The 19,986-nt window shown below is 52.9% G+C and carries 18 protein-coding genes; 13 read left to right on the forward strand and 5 right to left on the reverse strand.

Features of this window, described 5'->3' with window-relative positions; translation table 11 throughout:
• Positions 1–27: 27 nt before the first annotated feature.
• The 4 genes from F4Y64_11595 to F4Y64_11610 all read right to left on the reverse strand — a co-directional run bounded on the left by F4Y64_11595 (position 28) and on the right by F4Y64_11610 (position 3,809).
• Positions 28–1,707 (reverse strand): cation acetate symporter, encoded by a 1,680-nt coding sequence (locus F4Y64_11595; protein MXX98240.1) that lies wholly within the window; start codon positions 1,705–1,707, stop codon positions 28–30.
• A complete protein-coding gene (locus F4Y64_11600; GenBank protein MXX98241.1) occupies positions 1,704–1,952 on the reverse strand; it encodes a DUF4212 domain-containing protein in 249 nt (82 codons plus the stop codon). The genes F4Y64_11595 and F4Y64_11600 overlap by 4 nt, the downstream gene beginning before the upstream one ends.
• A gap of 70 nt (positions 1,953–2,022) precedes the next feature.
• A complete protein-coding gene (locus F4Y64_11605) occupies positions 2,023–3,117 on the reverse strand; it encodes a mechanosensitive ion channel family protein (GenBank protein MXX98242.1) in 1,095 nt (364 codons plus the stop codon).
• A gap of 5 nt (positions 3,118–3,122) precedes the next feature.
• Positions 3,123–3,809, reverse strand: a complete 687-nt coding sequence (locus F4Y64_11610) for a WbqC family protein (GenBank protein ID MXX98243.1) — start codon at positions 3,807–3,809, stop codon at positions 3,123–3,125.
• Positions 3,810–3,874: 65 nt separating this feature from the next.
• Here F4Y64_11610 and F4Y64_11615 point away from each other — a divergent pair, with 65 nt between their 5' ends.
• The 13 genes from F4Y64_11615 (at position 3,875) to F4Y64_11675 (ending at position 18,249) form a co-directional block, all read left to right on the forward strand.
• Positions 3,875–4,789, forward strand: a complete 915-nt coding sequence (locus F4Y64_11615; protein ID MXX98244.1) for an LD-carboxypeptidase — start codon at positions 3,875–3,877, stop codon at positions 4,787–4,789.
• A 48-nt stretch (positions 4,790–4,837) separates the two neighbouring features.
• A complete protein-coding gene (locus F4Y64_11620; GenBank protein ID MXX98245.1) occupies positions 4,838–5,464 on the forward strand; it encodes a phosphoribosylglycinamide formyltransferase in 627 nt (208 codons plus the stop codon).
• Entirely contained in the window at positions 5,454–7,022 is a 1,569-nt protein-coding gene (gene purH, locus F4Y64_11625) for a bifunctional phosphoribosylaminoimidazolecarboxamide formyltransferase/IMP cyclohydrolase (protein ID MXX98246.1), read from the forward strand. The genes F4Y64_11620 and purH overlap by 11 nt, the downstream gene beginning before the upstream one ends.
• Positions 7,023–7,071: 49 nt before the next feature.
• Positions 7,072–8,082 (forward strand): rod shape-determining protein, encoded by a 1,011-nt coding sequence (locus F4Y64_11630; GenBank protein ID MXX98247.1) that lies wholly within the window; start codon positions 7,072–7,074, stop codon positions 8,080–8,082.
• Positions 8,083–8,157: 75 nt separating this feature from the next.
• Positions 8,158–8,973, forward strand: coding sequence for a rod shape-determining protein MreC (locus tag F4Y64_11635; protein MXX98248.1), 816 nt, complete (start codon positions 8,158–8,160; stop codon positions 8,971–8,973).
• 3 nt (positions 8,974–8,976) lie between these two features.
• Positions 8,977–10,449 carry a D-alanyl-D-alanine carboxypeptidase/D-alanyl-D-alanine-endopeptidase gene (gene dacB / locus F4Y64_11640; GenBank protein ID MXX98249.1) on the forward strand — a complete coding sequence of 491 codons (1,473 nt, stop codon included), beginning with the start codon at positions 8,977–8,979 and terminating at the stop codon, positions 10,447–10,449.
• A gap of 175 nt (positions 10,450–10,624) precedes the next feature.
• The gene (gene hslV / locus F4Y64_11645; protein ID MXX98250.1) at positions 10,625–11,188 is read left to right on the forward strand and encodes an ATP-dependent protease subunit HslV; all 564 of its coding nucleotides are present in this window, start codon (positions 10,625–10,627) and stop codon (positions 11,186–11,188) included.
• A gap of 12 nt (positions 11,189–11,200) precedes the next feature.
• Complete coding sequence (locus tag F4Y64_11650) at positions 11,201–12,154, forward strand: NYN domain-containing protein (protein MXX98251.1); 954 nt, start codon at positions 11,201–11,203, stop codon at positions 12,152–12,154.
• A gap of 50 nt (positions 12,155–12,204) precedes the next feature.
• Positions 12,205–13,569, forward strand: a complete 1,365-nt coding sequence (gene hslU / locus F4Y64_11655; GenBank protein ID MXX98252.1) for an ATP-dependent protease ATPase subunit HslU — start codon at positions 12,205–12,207, stop codon at positions 13,567–13,569.
• Positions 13,559–14,485, forward strand: a complete 927-nt coding sequence (locus F4Y64_11660; GenBank protein ID MXX98253.1) for a GNAT family N-acetyltransferase — start codon at positions 13,559–13,561, stop codon at positions 14,483–14,485. The genes hslU and F4Y64_11660 overlap by 11 nt, the downstream gene beginning before the upstream one ends.
• Positions 14,486–14,487: 2 nt before the next feature.
• Positions 14,488–16,065: a hypothetical protein gene (locus F4Y64_11665; GenBank protein MXX98254.1), complete on the forward strand. Its 1,578-nt coding sequence runs from the start codon at positions 14,488–14,490 to the stop codon at positions 16,063–16,065.
• Positions 16,041–17,522 (forward strand): oligosaccharide flippase family protein, encoded by a 1,482-nt coding sequence (locus tag F4Y64_11670; protein MXX98255.1) that lies wholly within the window; start codon positions 16,041–16,043, stop codon positions 17,520–17,522. The genes F4Y64_11665 and F4Y64_11670 overlap by 25 nt, the downstream gene beginning before the upstream one ends.
• A 151-nt stretch (positions 17,523–17,673) precedes the next feature.
• A complete protein-coding gene (locus tag F4Y64_11675) occupies positions 17,674–18,249 on the forward strand; it encodes a GIY-YIG nuclease family protein (GenBank protein MXX98256.1) in 576 nt (191 codons plus the stop codon).
• Between the two features lie 401 nt (positions 18,250–18,650).
• Here F4Y64_11675 and F4Y64_11680 read toward each other — a convergent pair whose 3' ends face one another.
• The gene (locus F4Y64_11680) at positions 18,651–19,874 is read right to left on the reverse strand and encodes an ATP-binding protein (GenBank protein ID MXX98257.1); all 1,224 of its coding nucleotides are present in this window, start codon (positions 19,872–19,874) and stop codon (positions 18,651–18,653) included.
• Positions 19,875–19,986 lie beyond the last annotated feature (112 nt).

Raw genomic sequence — 19,986 nt, forward strand, 5'->3', positions numbered from 1 at the left:
ATGTAGCACAATTATAGAAATTATAGCCTAATCACCAGGAGTCCGAATGCGATCCACCAGCGTACGGATTGAGGCAGGTGGCGGTGGCGTAAACTTGGAAACGGTAATGGCCACCACGAAATTCAGCAGCATCCCTATGGTCCCGATTCCCTCAGGTGAAATGCCCAGCAGCCAATAGTCTTCACTATTGAGTTCCGGGCGCACGAACTTGAAGAAGACGATGTAGCATGCGGTAAATACGATCCCTGTGATCATCCCGCTCACCGCTCCATACTTATTCATCCAGCGTGTAAATATTCCCAGAATAATTGCCGGAAAGAACGATGCAGCAGCCAGGCCGAATGCGAATGCAACCACCTGTGCGACAAAGCCTGGAGGATCAATACCAAAGTAGCCTGCGATCAGGACGGCTACTCCGGCAGTGATCCGTGCCGTCAAAAGCTCCCGCTTCTCAGAAATTTCCGGCATGAACCCTTTTTTCAGAAGATCTCGGGCAACCGCCGTGGAGATAACCAGAAGGAGTCCGGCGGCAGTAGAGAGCGCCGCCGCAAGCCCGCCGGCAGCGACTAGTCCAATTACCCAACCGGGCAGGTTGGCAATCTCTGGATTCGCCAGCACCATGATATCCCGGTCAATCGTTAGCTCATTCTCCTGCTCTGATGCCGGTCCAACGTACTGAATCCTGCCATCTCCATTCTTGTCTTCAAACTCAATCAGGCCGGTCTGCTCCCAGTTTTTGAACCACCCTGGAACCTCGGAATACGGACGGTCCACGACCGTGGTCAACAGATTGGTCCGGGCAAATGCTGCAACCGCCGGTGCACTCGTGTACAGGAGTGCGATGAATACCAGCGCCCAGCCTGCACTCGTACGGGCATCCCGCATTCTTGGCACAGTATAAAATCGCACAATCACATGCGGAAGCCCCGCAGTCCCAACCATCAGGGCTGCCGTGATGGCAAAGACATCCATCATGCTCTTCTGCCCGCTCGTGTAAGCAGCAAACCCGAGATCGGTACTCAAACCATCGAGCTTATCCAGGAGGTAGGCCCCCGAACCATCCACCAATGTATCCCCAAAGCCCACTTGCGGAATCACATTCCCTGTCATCAGCAGCGAGATGAAGATTGCCGGGACTAGGTACGCAAAAATCAGCACACAGTACTGGGCAACCTGGGTGTAAGTGATCCCGCGCATCCCCCCCAGGACCGCATAAAAAAACACGATCCCCATCCCGATCAGGACACCCATAACAATATCAATCTCCAGGAAACGGGAGAACACAATCCCGACCCCTCGCATCTGCCCTGCCACGTACGTGAAGGACACAAAAATGGCACAGAGTACGGCCACAAAACGTGCGGTCTGAGAATAGTACCGATCCCCGACAAAGTCAGGGACAGTGAATTTCCCGAATTTACGCAGGTACGGTGCCAGAAGGAGTGCCAGAAGTACGTAGCCCCCCGTCCATCCAAGAAGGTAAACGCTCCCGTCACGCCCCATAAAGGCAATCAGCCCCGCCATGGAAATAAACGAGGCAGCACTCATCCAATCTGCCGCTGTGGCCATCCCATTTAATACCGGATGGACCCGCCCGCCAGCGACGTAGAATTCTTTGGTCGAGCCTGCGCGGGACCAGATCGCGACCCCAATGTAGAGTGCGAAAGAAAGCCCGACCAGAACGAAGGTCCATGCCTGTACGTTCATGGAGCCTCCGCGGCTGACTTCCGGTCAAGCCGGTTCATGAGAATCACATAGACAAAAATGATCGCCACAAATACATAGATTGCACCCTGTTGCGCAAACCAGAACCCCAGCTTAAAGCCGTAGATCCGCACCTCATCCAGGGTATCAACCAGAAGGACACTGGCGCCAAACGAAACCAAAAACCAGACCCCGAGAAGGATCCCCAGATATCGCAGATTGATCTTCCAGTACCGTTCCGGATTCATATGCCAGCACGTTCATGAACCAGACAATATAGTAACCCTAAGGGGTCTGCCCGCAATGGGTGCGAAAAACTCATGACGACCGAGGTTCTCCAACCTCACCGGAAAGACGAACCTCTTTCGCCGGCATGATGGGCAGTTCCTGGTCCTCGGCCAGTTTGCGGACACGTAGCAGGATCTCTTCCTGCGTCACCATGAATTCTGCAAAGTCCGTAGAGATCGTGAAGGCCTGGACCAGTACACTGAGCCCACTGGTGTCCAGCTTCGTAAGCCGAACCATGCTCTGATCAGGATGAAGATCCGTTCGCTGCGCAAGCGAATGGCGAATTGAATCGAGAAAATTTTCTAATTGGGCTACGGTTGCCTCGTGGGTAAGGGTCACCTCAAAACGAACCCGGCGGGATTCCCGCTTTGAAAGGTTGCGCACTTCCACGTTGGTGAAGGTCTGGTTCGGCAAGATAGAGATCGTCTGATCAAACTGGCGGATCCGGGTGCTGCGAATCCCCACCTCCTCCACTGCCCCTTCCACTCCGCTGATCTCAACAATATCCCCAATCTGAAATGGCCGTTCACTGAAAATGACAATTGACCCGAATATATTCGCCAGCGTGTCTTTTGCGGCGAAAGCGACCGCGAGCCCTCCTATGCTGAGGCTTGCAATCAGGCCGGTAGCCGAATAGCCAAACTGCCCCAGGATCGCCGCAACCATAATCAGTGCCACTAAAAGCTTCACGGTATTGGTTACGGGAGCTACCAGTTGATCATCCAGCTTCGTTTCTGTTTTCTCCGCAGCACGCGTCGCAATCCCCGCAAATACGTCCACTACATGAAAGGCACAGTAAGCAATCACAAGAATCAGAGCCACCATCCCCAGTGTAGTCGCCCATGAATGAATGTCCAGCGGCTCTTCCGGAAGATCGAGAAGGCCAATGACTCCATTCCACAGCGCCACATTGATCAGAAAACTGAGCGGTTTGGTGAGAAGTCGATTTACATCATCGACCACGCTCATGTCTCCCTCTTTTCTCAGGCGGCTCATCACCCGCCGAAGCAGTCGCCGCACAACACTTTGTGCCAACAATCCCAACAGAGGAAGCACCGCGGCAACAATCAGTTGGCCGACTGAAATTCCCCACAGTACCTGTTCTGATAAAAAAGAAAGATCCATTTTGTCTATTCTGTCTGATGATCCGCAGGCAGGATACGTGTCCCTGCGCGAAGCAAGCCCGCACTTTCGGGGCCATAATTAAAGATCAGGTCCAGCACGGTCATACCGGAAACGAACCCGGCAAACGCCTGACGGTAATCTGGTGTCGAAAAATACAACCGACGGGCCGGAAAGGGTTCCGGGATCCCGGCAGGTGCCAGGAGCTCGGCCTCAGGCCAACAGGCCATGATGGCCTCCACCGTATCGGGAAATCCATCCAATTCGGTCGCAGCGAGCATGGTTCCGGACCCATTCATCCATTGATAAACCAACCGGGTCGTTGCAACATTCAACCCTCCCAAATGGGTCCAATCCTGCAGGTACAGGGATTTGATAGAATCCTGGTAATGATCGAAATAGGGAGCCTGGCTGTAATTGAACCGGATTGCTTTCCAGTGACGCTTCCGCCATCCTGGAACCGGACGGATACGGGTTAAGTGCTGCGACCGACCATGCTGCCCGCCCTTTAAGGGCACAGAAACCCATTGCCATCCGTCCGGGTTGCGTACGCGCATGCGGTTCTGTAATGACTGTCGACTATACTGGAATGTGTCTGCCAGAATGATAATATCCGCCGCCTGCATCAATGCCGCAGATGCCAGAGTTGGCCAATACTCAGGAGGACGTATACTTATGGTTTGTTGGCTTGCCATCTCGGTTCAACCATCTATCCAATGGCTCGTTTACGGTAGCGCTCTTTAGTCCGTTCGCATAAATTATGGCCTATTCCCCATTATGGCACCCCGGCCAGGCGCTGGGTATTGTCGCGCCTGCCAGCGCACCCCGCACCCCTGAAAAGCTCGAGCGCGGATTGAATGCACTGGCCGAAGATGGCTATCGGGTACACTGGGATCCTGGCCAACTTGAACAACGCGGATACCTGAGTGGCTCTGATTCTGAACGTGCTGGACAATTTCACCGGGCACTCGCTCATGCCAGGCATTTGATTGCCGTTCGCGGAGGATATGGTTGCCTGCGAATTCTCGATCGGATTGATTACGCTGCCGCCCGGCGTACGCCGGGTGTGTTGATCGGATACAGCGACATTACCGCCCTGCAACTCTCCCTCTTCACCTGCTCTGGATGGCGATCCATCTCGGGACCCGTGGTTATCGAATGGGATTCTATCCCTGCAGCCATGAAGGAAGAGGTCCGGCTGCTGCTTGAAGGAGAGCTGCCTTTACCGATCGAAGGATTGATGACTATGCGCAAAGGTCAGTGCACCGGAACCCTCCTGGGAGGAAACCTGTCCACGATTGCCCGAATGGTTGGCTCCAGCTACTTGCCAGACCTCGAAAAAAAACTTCTATTCATCGAAGATGTCAATGAGGCCCCCTACCGAATTGATGCGCTCCTGACACAGTTGAAAAATGCTGGAATCTTAGAGGGACTTGGTGGTTTAATAATTGGTAACTTTACCGGAGACCAATCTCAGTTAAACCAGGGAGACGGAGACACCATGATTCAAACCATAATCGACTGTGTTGATGAATATCCCTGGCCGGTTGTATCCGGGCTGGAGTACGGACATCTCCCCTCGCGTCGGGTGCTGCCCATCGGGGTGTCCGCCAGACTCAGTGCAGATCCAAATGGCGGGTGCCTTGAAATTTTAGATCCCATCGCCAAGCGTTAACTTTTCCTACCCCTTGATCCTCCTCCTTTTATCCTAAAGTTCTCGTGCATGGGTTTGCGTGTTGCCGTTTTTGCTTCCGGTGGTGGATCGAATTTTCAAGCATTGGTAGAGCGTGCCCGCCGGTACCGTGTAGTCCTTCTTGTGTGTAACCGCCCCCAAGCTGGCGTATTGGACCGGGCAAAAGAGCTGGGCATTCCTTCACATATCCTATCTCCTCGTATCTTTGGGAGCGAAACATCGTATGTCGATGCCGTCCTTGATCTGTTACACAAAGAAAACGTTGATTTGATTGCCCTTGCTGGTTACCTGTCTAAAGTCCCCTCCCGAATTATCGGGGCGTTCCGGGGGCGAATCTTGAATATCCACCCTGCTCTCCTGCCGCGCTTCGGCGGCAAAGGATTTTATGGAAGTCGTGTCCACAAAGCGGTCCTCGAAGCGAAGGAAGCTTTCAGCGGTGCAACCGTTCATTTTGTGGACGAAGAATATGATACAGGACCGATTCTGCTCCAGAAAAAGGTCCCTGTATATGCTGATGATACATCGGACTCTCTGGCTGCGCGCGTCCTGAGCGTTGAGCATCAGCTTTTTCCTGAAGCAATTCACCTGATCGCACAAGGGCGGGTCCAAATTCAGGGCCGGCGTGTCACGATCATTCCCCGCACTGATGACCATTAAACCTCTGAAGCTACCTATACCTGATCAGGTGCGCCCCCGCCGTGCCCTTTTATCGGTGTTCGACAAAAAGGGACTGGTCCCGTTTGCCAAAGGGCTCCAGAATCATGGAATACTGCTCGTATCTTCCGGGGGCACCGCCACTCACCTGCGTAAAGCCGGTCTGGATGTCACGGACGTTGCAGACATTACAAAAGCTCCGTCGATGCTTGGGGGACGTGTCAAGACCCTCCACCCAGCAATCCACGGAGGAATCCTTGCCAGGCAGAATGCAGAGACTGACATGGAGGATCTGGCGAAGCACGGGATTGAGCCCTTCGACCTTGTCGTCGTCAACCTGTACCCCTTCACGGAAGCTATCCAACGTCCCTATGTGGACGATGCTATTGCCGCAGAGAACATTGATATCGGAGGACCGGCCATGATCCGGGCCGCAGCAAAGAACTTTGTCCATGTTACGGTCGTCACGTCTCCGGATGAGTATCCGACCATCCTAGACTCTCTGGATGACACGGATGGACACCTTCGTCTTTTACTCCGGCGCCAGCTCGCACACTCTGCGTTCGCCAAAACAGCGGCATATGACCGTGCGATTGCCGCCTACTTTGAGGGGGCGCTTGATGAAGCTCTGCCATGTCAACTGGACCTGCAGCTTTCCCGCACCAGTGTACTACGCTATGGGGAAAACCCGCACCAGGAAGCAGCTTTCTACGGCAATTCGGAAGAGTTCTTTACCAAGCTTCACGGAAAAAGCCTCTCATATAATAACCTGATTGACCTTGATGCTGCACTCGCACTTATCCAAGAGTTTATGGATGAGGATCCAACGGTCGCAATCCTCAAGCATACCAACCCCTGTGGTGTATCCAGTGCAGACACACTCGTACAGGCCTGGGATCGGGCCTTTGCAACGGACCGGCAATCTCCATTTGGTGGCATCGTAGTCGTGAACCAAGCCTGTACTCTTGCACTCGCAAAAGCCATTGATCCTGTCTTCCTGGAATTGGTGATTGCTCCGTCGTTTGATGATGATGCGCTGGCATGGCTCCAGAAGAAAAAAAATCGCAGACTGATTCAATTCAAGCCCACACCCAACAGTACGTACCAGCTCCGCCGCGCATTGGGCGGCATCCTGTGCCAGACCACAGACCCATTGGCCGGAAATGACCCGCGAACAACGGTTACCGATCGTGCACCGACCGAATCTGAACTTCGGGATCTGATCTTTGCCTGGCGCGTGGCCAAGCATGTAAAGAGTAACGCCATCGTGTATGCGAAAGAACGGCAGACACTGGGGATTGGAGCCGGGCAGATGAGTCGGATTGATGCCTCCGAGATTGCCGTGTCCAAAGGAGCGAAGTCCGAGTTGAGCTTTGAAGGATGTGTGGTCGCTTCGGATGCGTTCTTCCCCTTCCCGGACGGATTGCTTGCAGCAGCGGACAGCGGTGCAATCGCAGCCGTTCAGCCAGGTGGCTCCATACGGGATGACGAAGTGATCGCAGCCGCAAATGAGCGCAAAATGGCGATGGTATTTACCGGGAAAAGACACTTCAGACACTAACCATAATAAACGTATCTTTCGAGGTACGCAATCCAACCAAGAACGGCCGATGGGCTTCTATAATTTTTATACCGATGTGGCGGTCGACCTAGGCACAGCCAACACCCTGGTCTATGTGAAAGGACAGGGAATCGTCCTCAGTGAAGCCAGTATTGTTGCATATGACCGAAGCACCGAGAAAGTGCTTGCCATTGGGAACGATGCATTAACCATGCATGAAAAAACGCACAAGAATATTGAGACCGTGCGTCCCCTGAAGGACGGCGTCATTGCGGATTTTGAGATGGCTGAACAACTGATCCGCGGCCTGACCAGAAAAGTGCAGACCGGATGGATCAAAACCATTCGCCAGATGGTGATCTGCATCCCCAGCGGAATTACGGAGGTCGAAAAACGTGCCGTCCGAGATAGTGCTCAGCATGTCGGTGCACGAAAAGTTTACCTGATCTCAGAACCAATGGCTGCCGCTATCGGCATCGGACTGACGGTGCATGAGCCAATCGGAAATATGATCGTGGATATCGGAGGGGGCACGACCGAAATTGCGGTGATCGCACTCGGTGGGATCGTGGTTGATCAATCCGTGCGCGTGGGAGGCAACGCCATTGATGCGGCGATCCTGTCCCACTTCAAACACTACCATAACCTGGTCATTGGGCAGCGGACTGCGGAGCGGATCAAGAAAGAAATTGGGAGCACCGTCGTGATGGAGCCGGAAATGGAATTGTACATCAAAGGACAGGATTCAAGCAGTGGCATGCCGAAGGTGCATTCCACGACCTCTCAGGAAGTACGCAACGCGATCTCACAAGTGATCGGCAATATCGTTTCGGCGGTGGTCCAATGCCTGGAAAAAACACCCCCTGAACTGGGATCCGATATTCTTGAACGGGGAATTATGCTCACCGGAGGGGGAGCACTCCTGCATGGAATGGACCAGTATATCCGCAACCGTGTAGACATCCCTGTCTATGTTGCTGAAGATCCTCTCACTGCTGTGGTGCGCGGAACCGGCAAAATTCTGGAAGATGTATCCCCGTACACCGATGTTCTGTTGTAATATTTGCTCCATAGCCGACCAAGGCTTCGCGTTGCGGCCTGACCACGCTATATGACCTCTTAATCATGCGACGGGATGATTGACCTTCTGCTCCGCCTACGTACATTCATCCTTCTATTCGTTCTGCTTGCTATTTCCTCCTTCGTCATGGCGAACGCGAATCGCCCACTCATGAGAGGTATTCGTGCACAGACCTTGAAAATTGTCGGAGCCGTTGAGTATCGGATCAGTTGGGCTGCGGAAATCCCACGCTCTCTACGTGAAAATCAGCAACTGCGAGATTCCAATCTACGTTTGACGAACGAACTCAATCGCTTACGGATTGCCGGGCGCGAGAATGAAGACCTGCGGGAGGCACTGGGATGGAAGCGCAACAGCGAATTTGAGATGCTTGCCGCTCGCATCATTGCACGTGAGCCCTACGGAGTCACCAATTTCTTTACCCTGGATGTAGGACATGCACAGGGAGTAGACATGGGTATGGCTGTGATCAGCCATATGGGAATACTGGGACGGATTGTTCAGGTCAGCCGGGACTACAGTGAGGTCATGCCCTACCTGCATTCACAGTTTAATGTCCCCGTCATGATTGACACCCTCGGTGCCGTTGGCATCGTTTCGGGTCAGACCAGTACCCCGGACTCGTTGATCCTCAGTAATATTGTGAAGACACAAAATGTCCAGATCGGCCAGCGCGTGGTCACACATGACGCCAGTGAGGTCTTCCCACCAAATATTCCTGTCGGCACAATTACCGCCTATCGGGCGCAGCAGGGAAGTAATTTCTGGGAGATTCGCATTCAACCTGCCGCCCCCCTGCATACCTCCCACTTCGCATTTGTTGTCCTTCGTCACTCAGGCCAACTCCAAACCGAAACCACGGCCGAATAATCTATGAAGTGTATGCGCCCTTTGATCTATTTGATTGCGTTGCTGCTCCCCAGTAGTTTCTGCAAAGCACAAAGTGTACTGGACTCGGTTCTTGATACCCGCCCACACGCATGGTGGGGAAGCATGGTGGTGGAGGTGGCTTCAGGAGACACTCTTTTCACCCGCAATGCAGCTCGCAGCTTTGTGCCTGCTTCGGTTACCAAGCTGTTCACAACTGCTGCAGTACTGGATCAGCTGGGACCTGACTACCGCTATGTAACCAGACTCTACGCAGAGGGAACGCAAACTGGAAGTGTTCTGGAGGGAAACCTGCTCGTGCGGGGAGCGGGAGATCCTTCCACAGGGGCTGCCGGAGACGACTGGATGAATCTTTTTCACGCATTCGCCGACTCCCTGCTGGCTCTAGGGATCCAGGAAGTGCGTGGAAACCTCATCGGGGACGACAATGTGTTCGATGATGTGCCACTGGGCGCAGATTGGAGTTGGGAGGACCTGGTTTATGGGTATGCTGCACAAATCAGCGGATTGACGTTTTACGACGCGGTTGTGGACCTACATGCCTATCCTACGAAGCCGGGGGCCAGGGGAGAACTATCCATTACCCCTGATTCGGGAAGCTTTCTGGTGATCGACAACCAGACACTCACCCTCCCACGGGGACAAGAACTTGTCGAAGGGCATACCCGTATCCCCGAATCAAACCAGATTGTTGTATCGAGCCAAGTGCCGGTTGGACGCTCAGACCCCGAGGCAGTCACTGTCCATAATCCGACTCTTTATTTTGTGCATGGGCTCCGCACGATCCTCGCATCCCGAAATATTCATGTTCATGGACAACTCCTTGATGTGGATGATCTGTCTCTGGATCCTGACTACTCGACGGCCCGCGTGATTGCGAGCCATACGTCGACTCCGTTATCTGAGTTGGTGGCGACCGTGAATAAAGAGAGTCACAACCTGTATGCCGAGCACTTGCTGAAAACCCTGGGGCGCGAACGCCCGGAACCCGGCGATTTTGAACCAGGCTCGGCAGCTATGGGTCTTGAAGCCAGTATGCGAACCTATGAGAACGCACAGATCGAGACGGACCGATTGCAGTTGGTGGACGGCTCTGGGCTCTCCCGCAAGAATCTCATCACTCCGGCGATGACCATCGCACTGCTTCGCTACATGGCCCTGCATCCCAACCCTGGAGTTCGCGACGCGTTTCTGTCTTCCCTGGCTGTCGGTGGGCAGGACGGCACCCTCGAGTACCGGTTTATCCGAAATTCCCCTGGCTATGGGCGCGTACGTGCGAAGACAGGAACGCTCGGCAATGTGAACTCCCTTGCAGGATACATCACACAAAACGATGGCCCCCTGTTGGCGTTTGTAATTTTTGCAAATCATTTTCAAGGACGTCATGCACCGATCCGCGAAATTCAAGAATCATTCATCAATGAATTGATTGATCTCCCCTTGGAAGGGAACAACTAAGCGTATTGTCTATACCACACAGGCACCGGGGGCCTGATACTGAATTTTTTATTGAACCCCGACCATATTAATTAAAATCATGAAGAGCCTGACGCATAGGATTTAGGTGTCAGTAAAGTTACAGCGTGCGCCCTGCACGTCCCTCAGTTACATACTTATTATCTAGAATTCACGAATGCAGGAGCATCCACTGCACAGCACGACCGTGATCGGTGTTCGACGCCATAAAAAGGTCGCAATCGGATCCGATGGGCAGGCAACCCTAGGCAATACGGTGATGAAACACAAGGCCCAGAAAGTTCGCCGACTTTATGATGGGGAGGTTCTTGCCGGGTTTGCTGGATCTACTGCCGACGCATTTACTTTATTTGAACGCTTCGAGGACAAACTCAAGCAATACGGGGGAAACCTTACGCGTGCTTCTGTGGAACTCGCCAAAGACTGGCGCACCGACCGATATTTACGCCGGCTAGAGGCCTTGCTGGTGGTTGGGACAATTGACCGACTGCTCTTGATTAGTGGTAGCGGAGATGTCATTGAGCCCGATGATGACATTGCGGCAATTGGTAGCGGGGGAGCCTTCGCGCTTGCCGCCGCACGTGCCATGATCCAGCACGCTCCACAGTTGACTGCAAAAGAAATTGTGACTGATTCCCTCCGCGTTGCCGCAGATATTTGCGTGTATACCAATCACTCCCTGACCGTACTTGAGATAGGTGACGATTCCGGCAACAAATAGATTCGAATACACATGACCATGCCAAACCGAATTTCGCCCGACACAGCTTCAACTCAACGCGCCTGCATGTTTGTGGACTACGATAATCTTTTCGATTACATTGACCGAAATGCGACCGAACGCACAAGGCCCAAATATGTGATCAATGCATTGCTGAATTCCGCCTTGCACCATGTAAAGCAGGAACTGAAGTTCAATTTAGATGCTCCGGTTGCCTATGCTGACTTCGCCTCAATCGGATCCGCAGATCCAGAAATTCAGCAAAGCCTCTATCTGGCCGGTTTGGAACCCAGGTTTGTTCCCGCGTCTCTGCAGTCCAATGCCTCTGAGATCCAGATCTGCGTTGACGTACTCGAAATGCTGCAAGACCGGGAAGATGTACGAGCCATCTTCCTGATTACTGGTAACCGCCTCTATCTTCCTTTACTCAATTTTTGCCAACGAAAAAACGTACGTGGCTTTGCCATCACATTCCAGCCTCCTGGCATCAACTATTCAGGAGAGTATTCGGATCTCTTCATTCATGCCGATAAATTCCTGAATGAAACCCTTCACGCATACCCGACCGAGGAAGAAAGCACCGAGGCTTCAACTCCTGTCCGCCCATCTGGACTGACGACGGCCCCCGAAAAGGTTGTCGAAATCACAGATGAAACGGCGCTCATCGCGCTGGAAATTATTGAACATTTCTTTGGGCAATACGAGGAGATCTATCTCACGCCCCTATTGCGGAAACTCTCCGACATGTTTGGAGACCATGACGACCCGAAGGTGATTGTCGGCAAACTGAATGACGCGGGGGCGGTCTGGCTGGAAAAACGCAAGGGATTCCCCTTTAACTATACGGTGCTGCTGATCAATTACCACCACCCCAACGTTATAGCGATCCATGAGGCGATGGTGCGCGAGGACGAGGAGAGCTATGAGCAAGTTGAAAGTAATCCTAGTGACGCATACGACGATTAAGCTGCAAACCGCGGCAAAGGCGTCCATGATCCAAGACTAATCTGATGGCAATGAACGAGCAGCTGACCCCACGTGCTATCGTGGCAGAGCTGGATAACTACATTATTGGGCAAGACGAGGCCAAACGCACGGTCGCGATTGCACTGCGCAACCGCTGGCGCCGTCAACAGGTGCCCGGTGATCTCCAGGATGAAATCTTACCCAGTAACATCATCCTGATGGGCCCCACCGGCGTGGGAAAGACAGAGATTGCCCGGAGACTGGCAAAGCTGGTTGACGCCCCTTTCGTCAAAGTTGAAGCTACAAAATTCACGGAGGTCGGGTACGTGGGCCGCGATGTGGAAAGCATGATCCGTGACCTTACCGACCGTGCGATCCGCCTAGTGCGACAGGAGCATGAAGCCCATGTACAGGAGCGTGCACGCGAGCTCGCACGCGAGCGTATTCTTGACGTGATCCTCCCTCCCCCACCCGTCACCGGACTCGATCTGGAGAATGGCCATTCAGAAAACGCTGCCCCGGAAGAGTCTCCAACACGGACGAAATTCCGAGAACGACTCAGGGATGGACGCTTTGCAAGCCGTGAGATCGAGATCGAAGTCCAAAAGGAGCAGTCCTCTTCAATGCTGCAGGTGTTTGGCCCAATGGGAATGGAAGAAATGGGCATGAACCTTCAAGACATGTTGGGAAATATTGGAGGCAAACGACGCAAGAAACGCCGGGTCACGGTGTCAGAAGCCGAAGAACTCCTGTCCAAAGAAGAGGCATCGAAACTCATTGATATGGATGTTGTGACGCAGGAGGCACTCAAGCGCGTTGAAGATTCAGGCATTGTCTTCATTGACGAGATTGACAAGGTCGCAAGCCGGGCCAGTAAGAACGGAGGAGGACCCGATGTATCACGTGAGGGAGTGCAGCGGGATCTGCTGCCACTGGTCGAAGGGGCAACAGTTACCACAAAGCATGGGATGGTCCGGACAGACCACATCCTGTTCATTGCCAGCGGAGCCTTCCATGTGGCCAAGCCCAGCGACCTCATCCCCGAAATGCAGGGACGCTTCCCCATCCGGGTAGAGATGCACCGGCTGAGTGAGGAAGATTTCTATCTGATTCTTACACAGCCCCGCAATGCTCTGCTCAAACAGTATCGTGCACTTTTGGAAGCGGAAAAGATTATCCTCGACTTTACGGACGATGCAGTTCGACTCATCGCCCGCACTGCCGCCAAGGTCAATGACGAAGTAGAGAATATTGGTGCCCGAAGACTCCATACAATCATGACTACACTGCTGGAAGATCTGCTCTTTGAGTCTGACGGCAGCTCTGCACAGGAGATTTCCATGGATGCCGATCAGGTGGAGGAACGTCTTGGTGCCATTGTGAGGAACCGCGACCTCAGCCAGTATATCCTATAGCCGTACGCTGGTGGCCACCTCTATCTACAACCTGAACGACCCCGGTGCGTGTGCCCGCTATCAAGAACTGTGGGAGCGCACACGAGGGATCTTTGCATCCCTGCACTATGCGGAAGCAGCTGGCAATGTGTTCGGGCTGAAGCCACAGATTTGTTTTCACGAAGAAGACGCGGCATTGCTGGTACATTTAAAAGGGGCCGGGGCACTTCGTCGCATTGTCGTTCCTCCGTGCACACAATACTCTGCGCTGCTTTTGCCCACTCCACCGCGTGCGCACTTGGTTCACCGGCAGCAGAGCCCTCTGGACCAGCTTCTCAGCTGTGCCGAACAAATCAGCCGCAAAGCAGACCTGCTGGTTCCCTTGTCGGACCCCCGTACTGCGCAGTGGCGCGGCTGGCAAGTACGACCGCTCTTCACCTACCTTATTGACCTGCCCGCAAATACAGAAAACTGGTCCAGTGGGGCGCGCAGGACCTGGAAATCCAAGGTATCCGAGTACGACATTCAGGAAGATCCCACTGGCGCACAGCAAGTGATTGATCTTTGTGCAAAAAGCTATAAAAGACATGGCCGATCCCTACCTGCCCAGCCAGCAGCACTGGGAGCCTTGACAAAAGCGATGGGAGAATGGGCGCGGGTTTTTGTCGCACTGCGGGAAAATACCCCCGAGGCTGGTCTCATCCTCCTGCATGATGGACATACGGCGCATTACTGGGTCGCCGGTAGTATCCCCGGGCCCGCAATGACGGTATTGATTGGCGAATTGCTTCCGATTCTATCCCAATCCGGGATCAGCCAATTTGACTTTGTCGGAGCAAACACGCCTTCTATCGCCGAGTTCAAGCGCTCCTTCAATCCTGTGCTGACACAATACTACCATCTGCGGCGACGGCCGCGGATTCATATTGGACGTTAATCATGCAGCTTCGTACTGGCCGGTGGCCACGGCTGCTCACGGGGATGGGAATGCGCCCACCCCTGTATCTGCCACTACTCACCCTTACGATTTACCTCCTCTGGCGGGGCTATGACTATGCGATTAGCGACCAGGATGAGATTTTGCCCTACCTCATGCACCTGTTGGATGCCAACCTGTACCTGTCAGACTGGTTTGTGAATGTCCAGTTGGACACCTTCGGCCCCCGAACTCTCTTTGTTCTTATCGCCTGGCTCCCCGCGAAGCTGTTTGGTCCGTATGCGACCATCCTGGGCATCTATGTGGCGAGCTGGTTTGGGATCAGCATGGCATTGTATACGCTGGGTTTGCAACTGACTCGTGAACGACTGGCAGCTACGATCTGTGTCATTCTGGCCCTCTTGCTCACGCCCAAGTTTACACTGGGAGGAAACGACCTAGTAACATGGATTCTCACCCCAAGTATCCCGGCCTGGGCATTCAGCCTATGGGGTCTGGTGTTTTTCGTGCGCGGGCGACTCGCCCGGGCAGCACTTCTGATGGGCCTCGGAGTCTGGATACAGGCGCTGGTTGGTCTGCAGGTTGCCATGGTGTGCACACTTCTGCTTCTATGGAGACACGGATGGTCGGGGCGACAACCCTACCTGTTTACAGGTTACTTTACGCTATCGGCGTTGCCGGCTTTGGGGCCACTGATCTGGTTCCAACTCACACGCCCGAACCCGGAGGGACTCTGGTCCTACTTCTATATCCTGTTCGAATTCCGCGCCCCGCATCACTATATGCCGACTTCGTTCGACCCTGAGCAGGCTATACGCTTTGCACTCCTGCTCGGACTAGGGCTTGCCGCATTCTCGCGTATGCCAGGAACTTACCGTGTACTAGTTCGCCGATCTCTGACCATTATCGCTGCGCTTTGTGCCGTCTCGTTTTTGTGCACGGAAGTTTTGCAGGTTGACATGATCGCCCGGTTACAACTCTTTAAGCTTACCGTACTGATCAAGGTGTTCTGTGTAGTTCTGATTTCCAACGTAGTGGCACAACTGATTCTCAAATTTTATCGACGTACCCTAACTGTTTTTTTTGATCATGGACATTATGCTCTTGGTGCAACAGTTCTCATCTCAGCCACGCTCCTTATTATTTCCCCTGATGCGCTGGGCATTCGGCCGGCATCTGAGAAATCCCCTGCGGAGCAGGTTGCGGTATGGGCGCGTGACTCTACGGAGATCAACGCGATTTTTGCCGTCCCTCCTGGATGGGACCACTTCAGATCCCAGGCACAACGTGCCGTGATTGTGAACTTCAAAGCAGTTCCTTTTCATCAGCCCTACATGACAGAGTGGTTCACCAGACTTCTGGATCTTGCGCCCGTCATGCCACCGCCACGCGGTGGCGCGCGGTTCATCGCTGCGCTGGATAGTGCCTATATGTCTCTTCCACCACCAGAAATCCAACAACTGGCAGCCAAGTACCGGGTAGACTACATTGTGCGCCAGGAAAGGGCAGCCCCTAACGGGTTTGAACTCGTTTACCAAGCGGCCCCTTGGACCGTATGGCAGATCAAACCGGAGTCATGAAAAAACTGAGCCGCCTATTTTCGACAGAGGGGCTCAGCGGACCTATACTGACGCTACTCTCAGCTAGTGGCGTTGTTATGGTGATCTTATACCTTGCACTCGGGGTCATCACACGTCTGTATTTGCCCGAAGAGATCGGCATTGGCAAGTACTTTGTTACGATCATGGGACTTGTCGGCGCAGTTGCTTCACTGCGCTATGAGGATGCACTGATGCTTCCAAAGAAGGATCAGGATGCTGCCGTACTGATCTGGCTCTCCGGCGCGGCAATGCTTTTGAGTGCAGCCGTCCTGACTGTTCTCTCCTTCTGGAGTACCGAAATTGCTGACCTCCTAGATTTTCCCGCGATTGCTCCCTATCTACCCCTGGTCCCGCTTACACTAATCTGTATGCGCTCAGGGAAGATTGCAGAATTCTGGTTGGTCCGCAAACGGGCATTCAGGCACATCAGTGCCTGTCATGTGGGACTGACTTTGGCCTTGGTGACGGGACGGATCGGTGCAGGATCTCCACCGATCCATGCCAATGAAGCAGGACACATAGGTGGTTTTATTTTCGGACACATTGTTTCCAGTACCTTACTCATATGGATGGCCCTGCGTCGCAGCGCCGCTGCAATCGGTTCAGCATTGAGTTGGAAACGCATGATCCAGGCTGCAATCCGCTATCGGCGTTTTGCCCTGTTTTCGACGCCTTCGGCAATGATTGGAGCGATCACGGGATACCTGCCCGTGCTTCTGGTCCCGTTCTTCTTTGATACTGCAACCGCCGAAGAAGAACTTGGATACTACGCGGCTGCCTTCGGCGCAATAGCGATTCCGATGTCATATGTAGGCCGGTCTGTCGCACATCCTTTTTTTATCAGTGCAGCGGAGGCGCAATTATCCGGAACGCTGGCCACAATCACATCTCTGGTGCATCGCCGCCTGATTATGGTTGGGATCTTCCCGGTACTCGCTGTGATGTTTGCAGGACCGGATTTTTTTGAATTATGGCTCGGAGTCGACTGGCGGCGGGCCGGAATCTTTGCCACCTACATTGCGGCCTGGATGGTACTGGGTTCAATTGTATCTCCACTGACACGGGTTTACGATGTGACCGAAAGTCAGCGGCTGGATTTTCTGATGGCATTGATTTTACTCGTATGCCTGTCATCAGCTTTGATCCTGGGAGGACGCTCAGGAAGTGTCGACACCATGCTGATTGCCGCTGGCATAGCCGGTGCGATAGTGCGTGGCATCCAGTTATTTGTGATTCTCCGACTTGCAGGCGTTTCATGGCGGGAATGCATTGCGCCTTATTGGGATTTCCTCCTCTTGTCTCTACCGGGTCTAGCACTGATCATCGTCGCCCTACAGCTTGGCAATAAATGGGTCACTACTGGAGCGCTTATCCTGAGCGCCGCCTGCTATTTTGGACTCGCAATCTGGAAGGAACGACTTTTCAGAAATTCGTGATTTCTATATCAACTCAAATGGATAACTCCTTCATGAAAGGCAGACGAAAATTATGGCATCAGAATCAGCGACTGGATGGGCAGAAACAACCTGAAGTATTGTGCCAATAACGACTCGGGATACCCAAAACATGTAATCCCCAACGTGAAATATGAAGCAATGGGAATTAATAGAAGAACTCTTGAAATCACCGGGAGCATTCTATTCAGCAGAGTTATCGAGCAAGGTCGCTCTCGAAGGATTTGACAAGCGTCGCCGGGAATACAAACACCTCGGATGGATCTATGTGGCACGGAATCCATGTTTTGTAGACGCTGTCTTCAAGATTGGACAAACCCAAGTATCTCCTTCCAAGCGAATCGAGCAACTCAGCGCGTCAACATCTGTGTACAGGAAGTTTGAACTCGTCTATTTTGTCCATGTGTCTGATAATTTGGCTGCTGAGGGATATGTACATCAATTACTGAAAGACTTCCGATTGAACCCCAGGAAAGAATTCTTTAATGCTCCCATTATGACGGTGGTCAAGGCACTGGATGAGGCGGGTAACCTATTGCAGATTCCTATGGGGAAAACATTGAGAGCTGGAATGTTACCGCCAGCCTTGGAGAAACGAATCATTTCTTGCCCAGGATGCAAGAAGCAGAGTAGAGTCCCCTTAGTTGGGATTGATATAACCGTCACCTGCGTTGTGTGCAATACCCCCTACAAAGTGACAAGCGAGTGAATTCAAGGTTACTGGACGGGCGTATATGAAACCAGATGCCTGCCCCGCCATGACAAAACCGGGAATCTGCCATTGCACTCAACTCCAGTAGAGACGGGGATCCCCCACGAGGTCAACGATAGCGGAAGGCTGGTAAGCCCAGTTACCAGAAATCGGAGACGTGAGGGGTTGTCTCGTTGCGCCTATAGCGATGCTTACCCTTGCGAGTAGGAATATAGAGCCAATGTGAGGGGTTACGGGGAGGGAAACCCAAAAGATATAGCGTTTTTGAGGCGTATTGAAGGAAACGACAGCCTTCTGGATTCACCGTAGATTGCAGAAATTAGAGCATCCAATAACAGTAAATCGGAGCTTCCCCCGGGTTATGGCGCCCAAAGCTTTCGGTGGTGGAGGTGACCAAGTCACCGGCCGCTCAAGTCTGTCCCGGGATTCGGCTTATTCAAGTTTCGGATGGGTTGGGGTTGCTGCGGGAATTTGATCTTCTCACGAGTGTAATTTGTCACGAGCCAATCTTGCATGGAGGGAATCGGGATGACGTAACGCCCATCGCGCTCATCCAGTAAGCCCTTGTTCCATGCCCGGTTAAATAAATCTTCTGCTTTATCAGAACCAATATCTTGTGTTAGGGTGGACACGATCGCACTACGGGTCGTACTTTCTCCTAATGAAACACTTGCAAATGCTTTTGCAAGGGACTGACGTTCTTCCTCGGGGAAACCGTATAATCGTTCTCTATAATATGCTTTGCGACCCTCCCGTCCAACTTCCAGTACGGCATTTAATCCGTCCGTTGTCATGCTCCCACCGTCTGCTTTCAGTTGATCTACAGCAGCGGGATCCACATAGGATAAGATGTGATGGGGCCAGCCGGAGGTTTCCTGAGAAATGGCATCAATCCATACATTCGGATCTCCTTTGGCTCCACCATCCTTCGTGAGCCAATCCCTGATCACTGCACGTTCAGCTTCGTTGCTCAATGCTCCTAATTGCATAAAACATTTCCTTGAAAATCTCGAAACTCCCAGTGATTCAAAGGATTTCAATGTCATTCCCAGTCCCGCCGCCAGAAGGATGACCGGTCTACCCAGACCACCATTATGGATGCTGTTCAAAACGCTGGTGACCACCCACCGATCGGACGACGGAATGTCGATCATCCCCAGCACTTGCGCCTCATCCAGCATGAGAAGTAATGGTTTCTTTCCCTCCTCAAGTATCTCCAGCACCGTACCGTTTTGTTGGTTCACTGCAAAATCCAACTCAGCCTCGACTTTCACAACTGCATCAAAGCCCACCTTTCCAGATCCCCCCGCAATTCTTAGTCTCTTCCCACCTCCAAGGCCATGAAGTAATGCTCCAGGATCCCAGAGAGCATGTGGGGGAATTGAAGCGACTCCCCAGCCACTCTCCAGGGCGTATTTTTCGCATTCGGATAAAAGAGCAGTTTTCCCAGCGCCGGGGGCACCTTGAACCAGAAAGGTCGTCCCATCCTTCGCCTGTATCGCACGTTCTAAAAGCTCTTTGAAATTATGCAGGATCCGTGTCCGCCCGTGAAAATGTCTCGCAGGCCCGCGGTCAAACGCTGCCGTCAGTGGTTTTGGTATGGAAGATTCGGGCTTTCGCATAGCTCTGAGACGTAGGGACTGACGAGACGGAATGCCTCACCAACCCATATTATTCACAAATATCGTGCAAACTTGTTCCTTGCGGTTAACTTCTCTGCGACTGCCTGGGCCA

The sequence above is a fragment of the Rhodothermaceae bacterium genome (genome assembly GCA_009838195.1).
Classification (GTDB): domain Bacteria; phylum Bacteroidota; class Rhodothermia; order Rhodothermales; family Bin80; genus Bin80.

Coding starts and splice junctions, on each gene's coding strand:
- F4Y64_11595 (MXX98240.1), bottom strand. CDS start 1,707: ATGAACGTACAGGCATGGACCTTCGTTCTGGTCGGGCTTTCTTTCGCA.
- F4Y64_11600 (MXX98241.1), bottom strand. CDS start 1,952: ATGAATCCGGAACGGTACTGGAAGATCAATCTGCGATATCTGGGGATC.
- F4Y64_11605 (MXX98242.1), bottom strand. CDS start 3,117: ATGGATCTTTCTTTTTTATCAGAACAGGTACTGTGGGGAATTTCAGTC.
- F4Y64_11610 (MXX98243.1), bottom strand. CDS start 3,809: ATGGCAAGCCAACAAACCATAAGTATACGTCCTCCTGAGTATTGGCCA.
- F4Y64_11615 (MXX98244.1), top strand. CDS start 3,875: ATGGCCTATTCCCCATTATGGCACCCCGGCCAGGCGCTGGGTATTGTC.
- F4Y64_11620 (MXX98245.1), top strand. CDS start 4,838: ATGGGTTTGCGTGTTGCCGTTTTTGCTTCCGGTGGTGGATCGAATTTT.
- purH (MXX98246.1), top strand. CDS start 5,454: ATGACCATTAAACCTCTGAAGCTACCTATACCTGATCAGGTGCGCCCC.
- F4Y64_11630 (MXX98247.1), top strand. CDS start 7,072: ATGGGCTTCTATAATTTTTATACCGATGTGGCGGTCGACCTAGGCACA.
- F4Y64_11635 (MXX98248.1), top strand. CDS start 8,158: ATGATTGACCTTCTGCTCCGCCTACGTACATTCATCCTTCTATTCGTT.
- dacB (MXX98249.1), top strand. CDS start 8,977: ATGAAGTGTATGCGCCCTTTGATCTATTTGATTGCGTTGCTGCTCCCC.
- hslV (MXX98250.1), top strand. CDS start 10,625: ATGCAGGAGCATCCACTGCACAGCACGACCGTGATCGGTGTTCGACGC.
- F4Y64_11650 (MXX98251.1), top strand. CDS start 11,201: ATGACCATGCCAAACCGAATTTCGCCCGACACAGCTTCAACTCAACGC.
- hslU (MXX98252.1), top strand. CDS start 12,205: ATGAACGAGCAGCTGACCCCACGTGCTATCGTGGCAGAGCTGGATAAC.
- F4Y64_11665 (MXX98254.1), top strand. CDS start 14,488: ATGCAGCTTCGTACTGGCCGGTGGCCACGGCTGCTCACGGGGATGGGA.
- F4Y64_11670 (MXX98255.1), top strand. CDS start 16,041: ATGGCAGATCAAACCGGAGTCATGAAAAAACTGAGCCGCCTATTTTCG.
- F4Y64_11675 (MXX98256.1), top strand. CDS start 17,674: ATGAAGCAATGGGAATTAATAGAAGAACTCTTGAAATCACCGGGAGCA.
- F4Y64_11680 (MXX98257.1), bottom strand. CDS start 19,874: ATGCGAAAGCCCGAATCTTCCATACCAAAACCACTGACGGCAGCGTTT.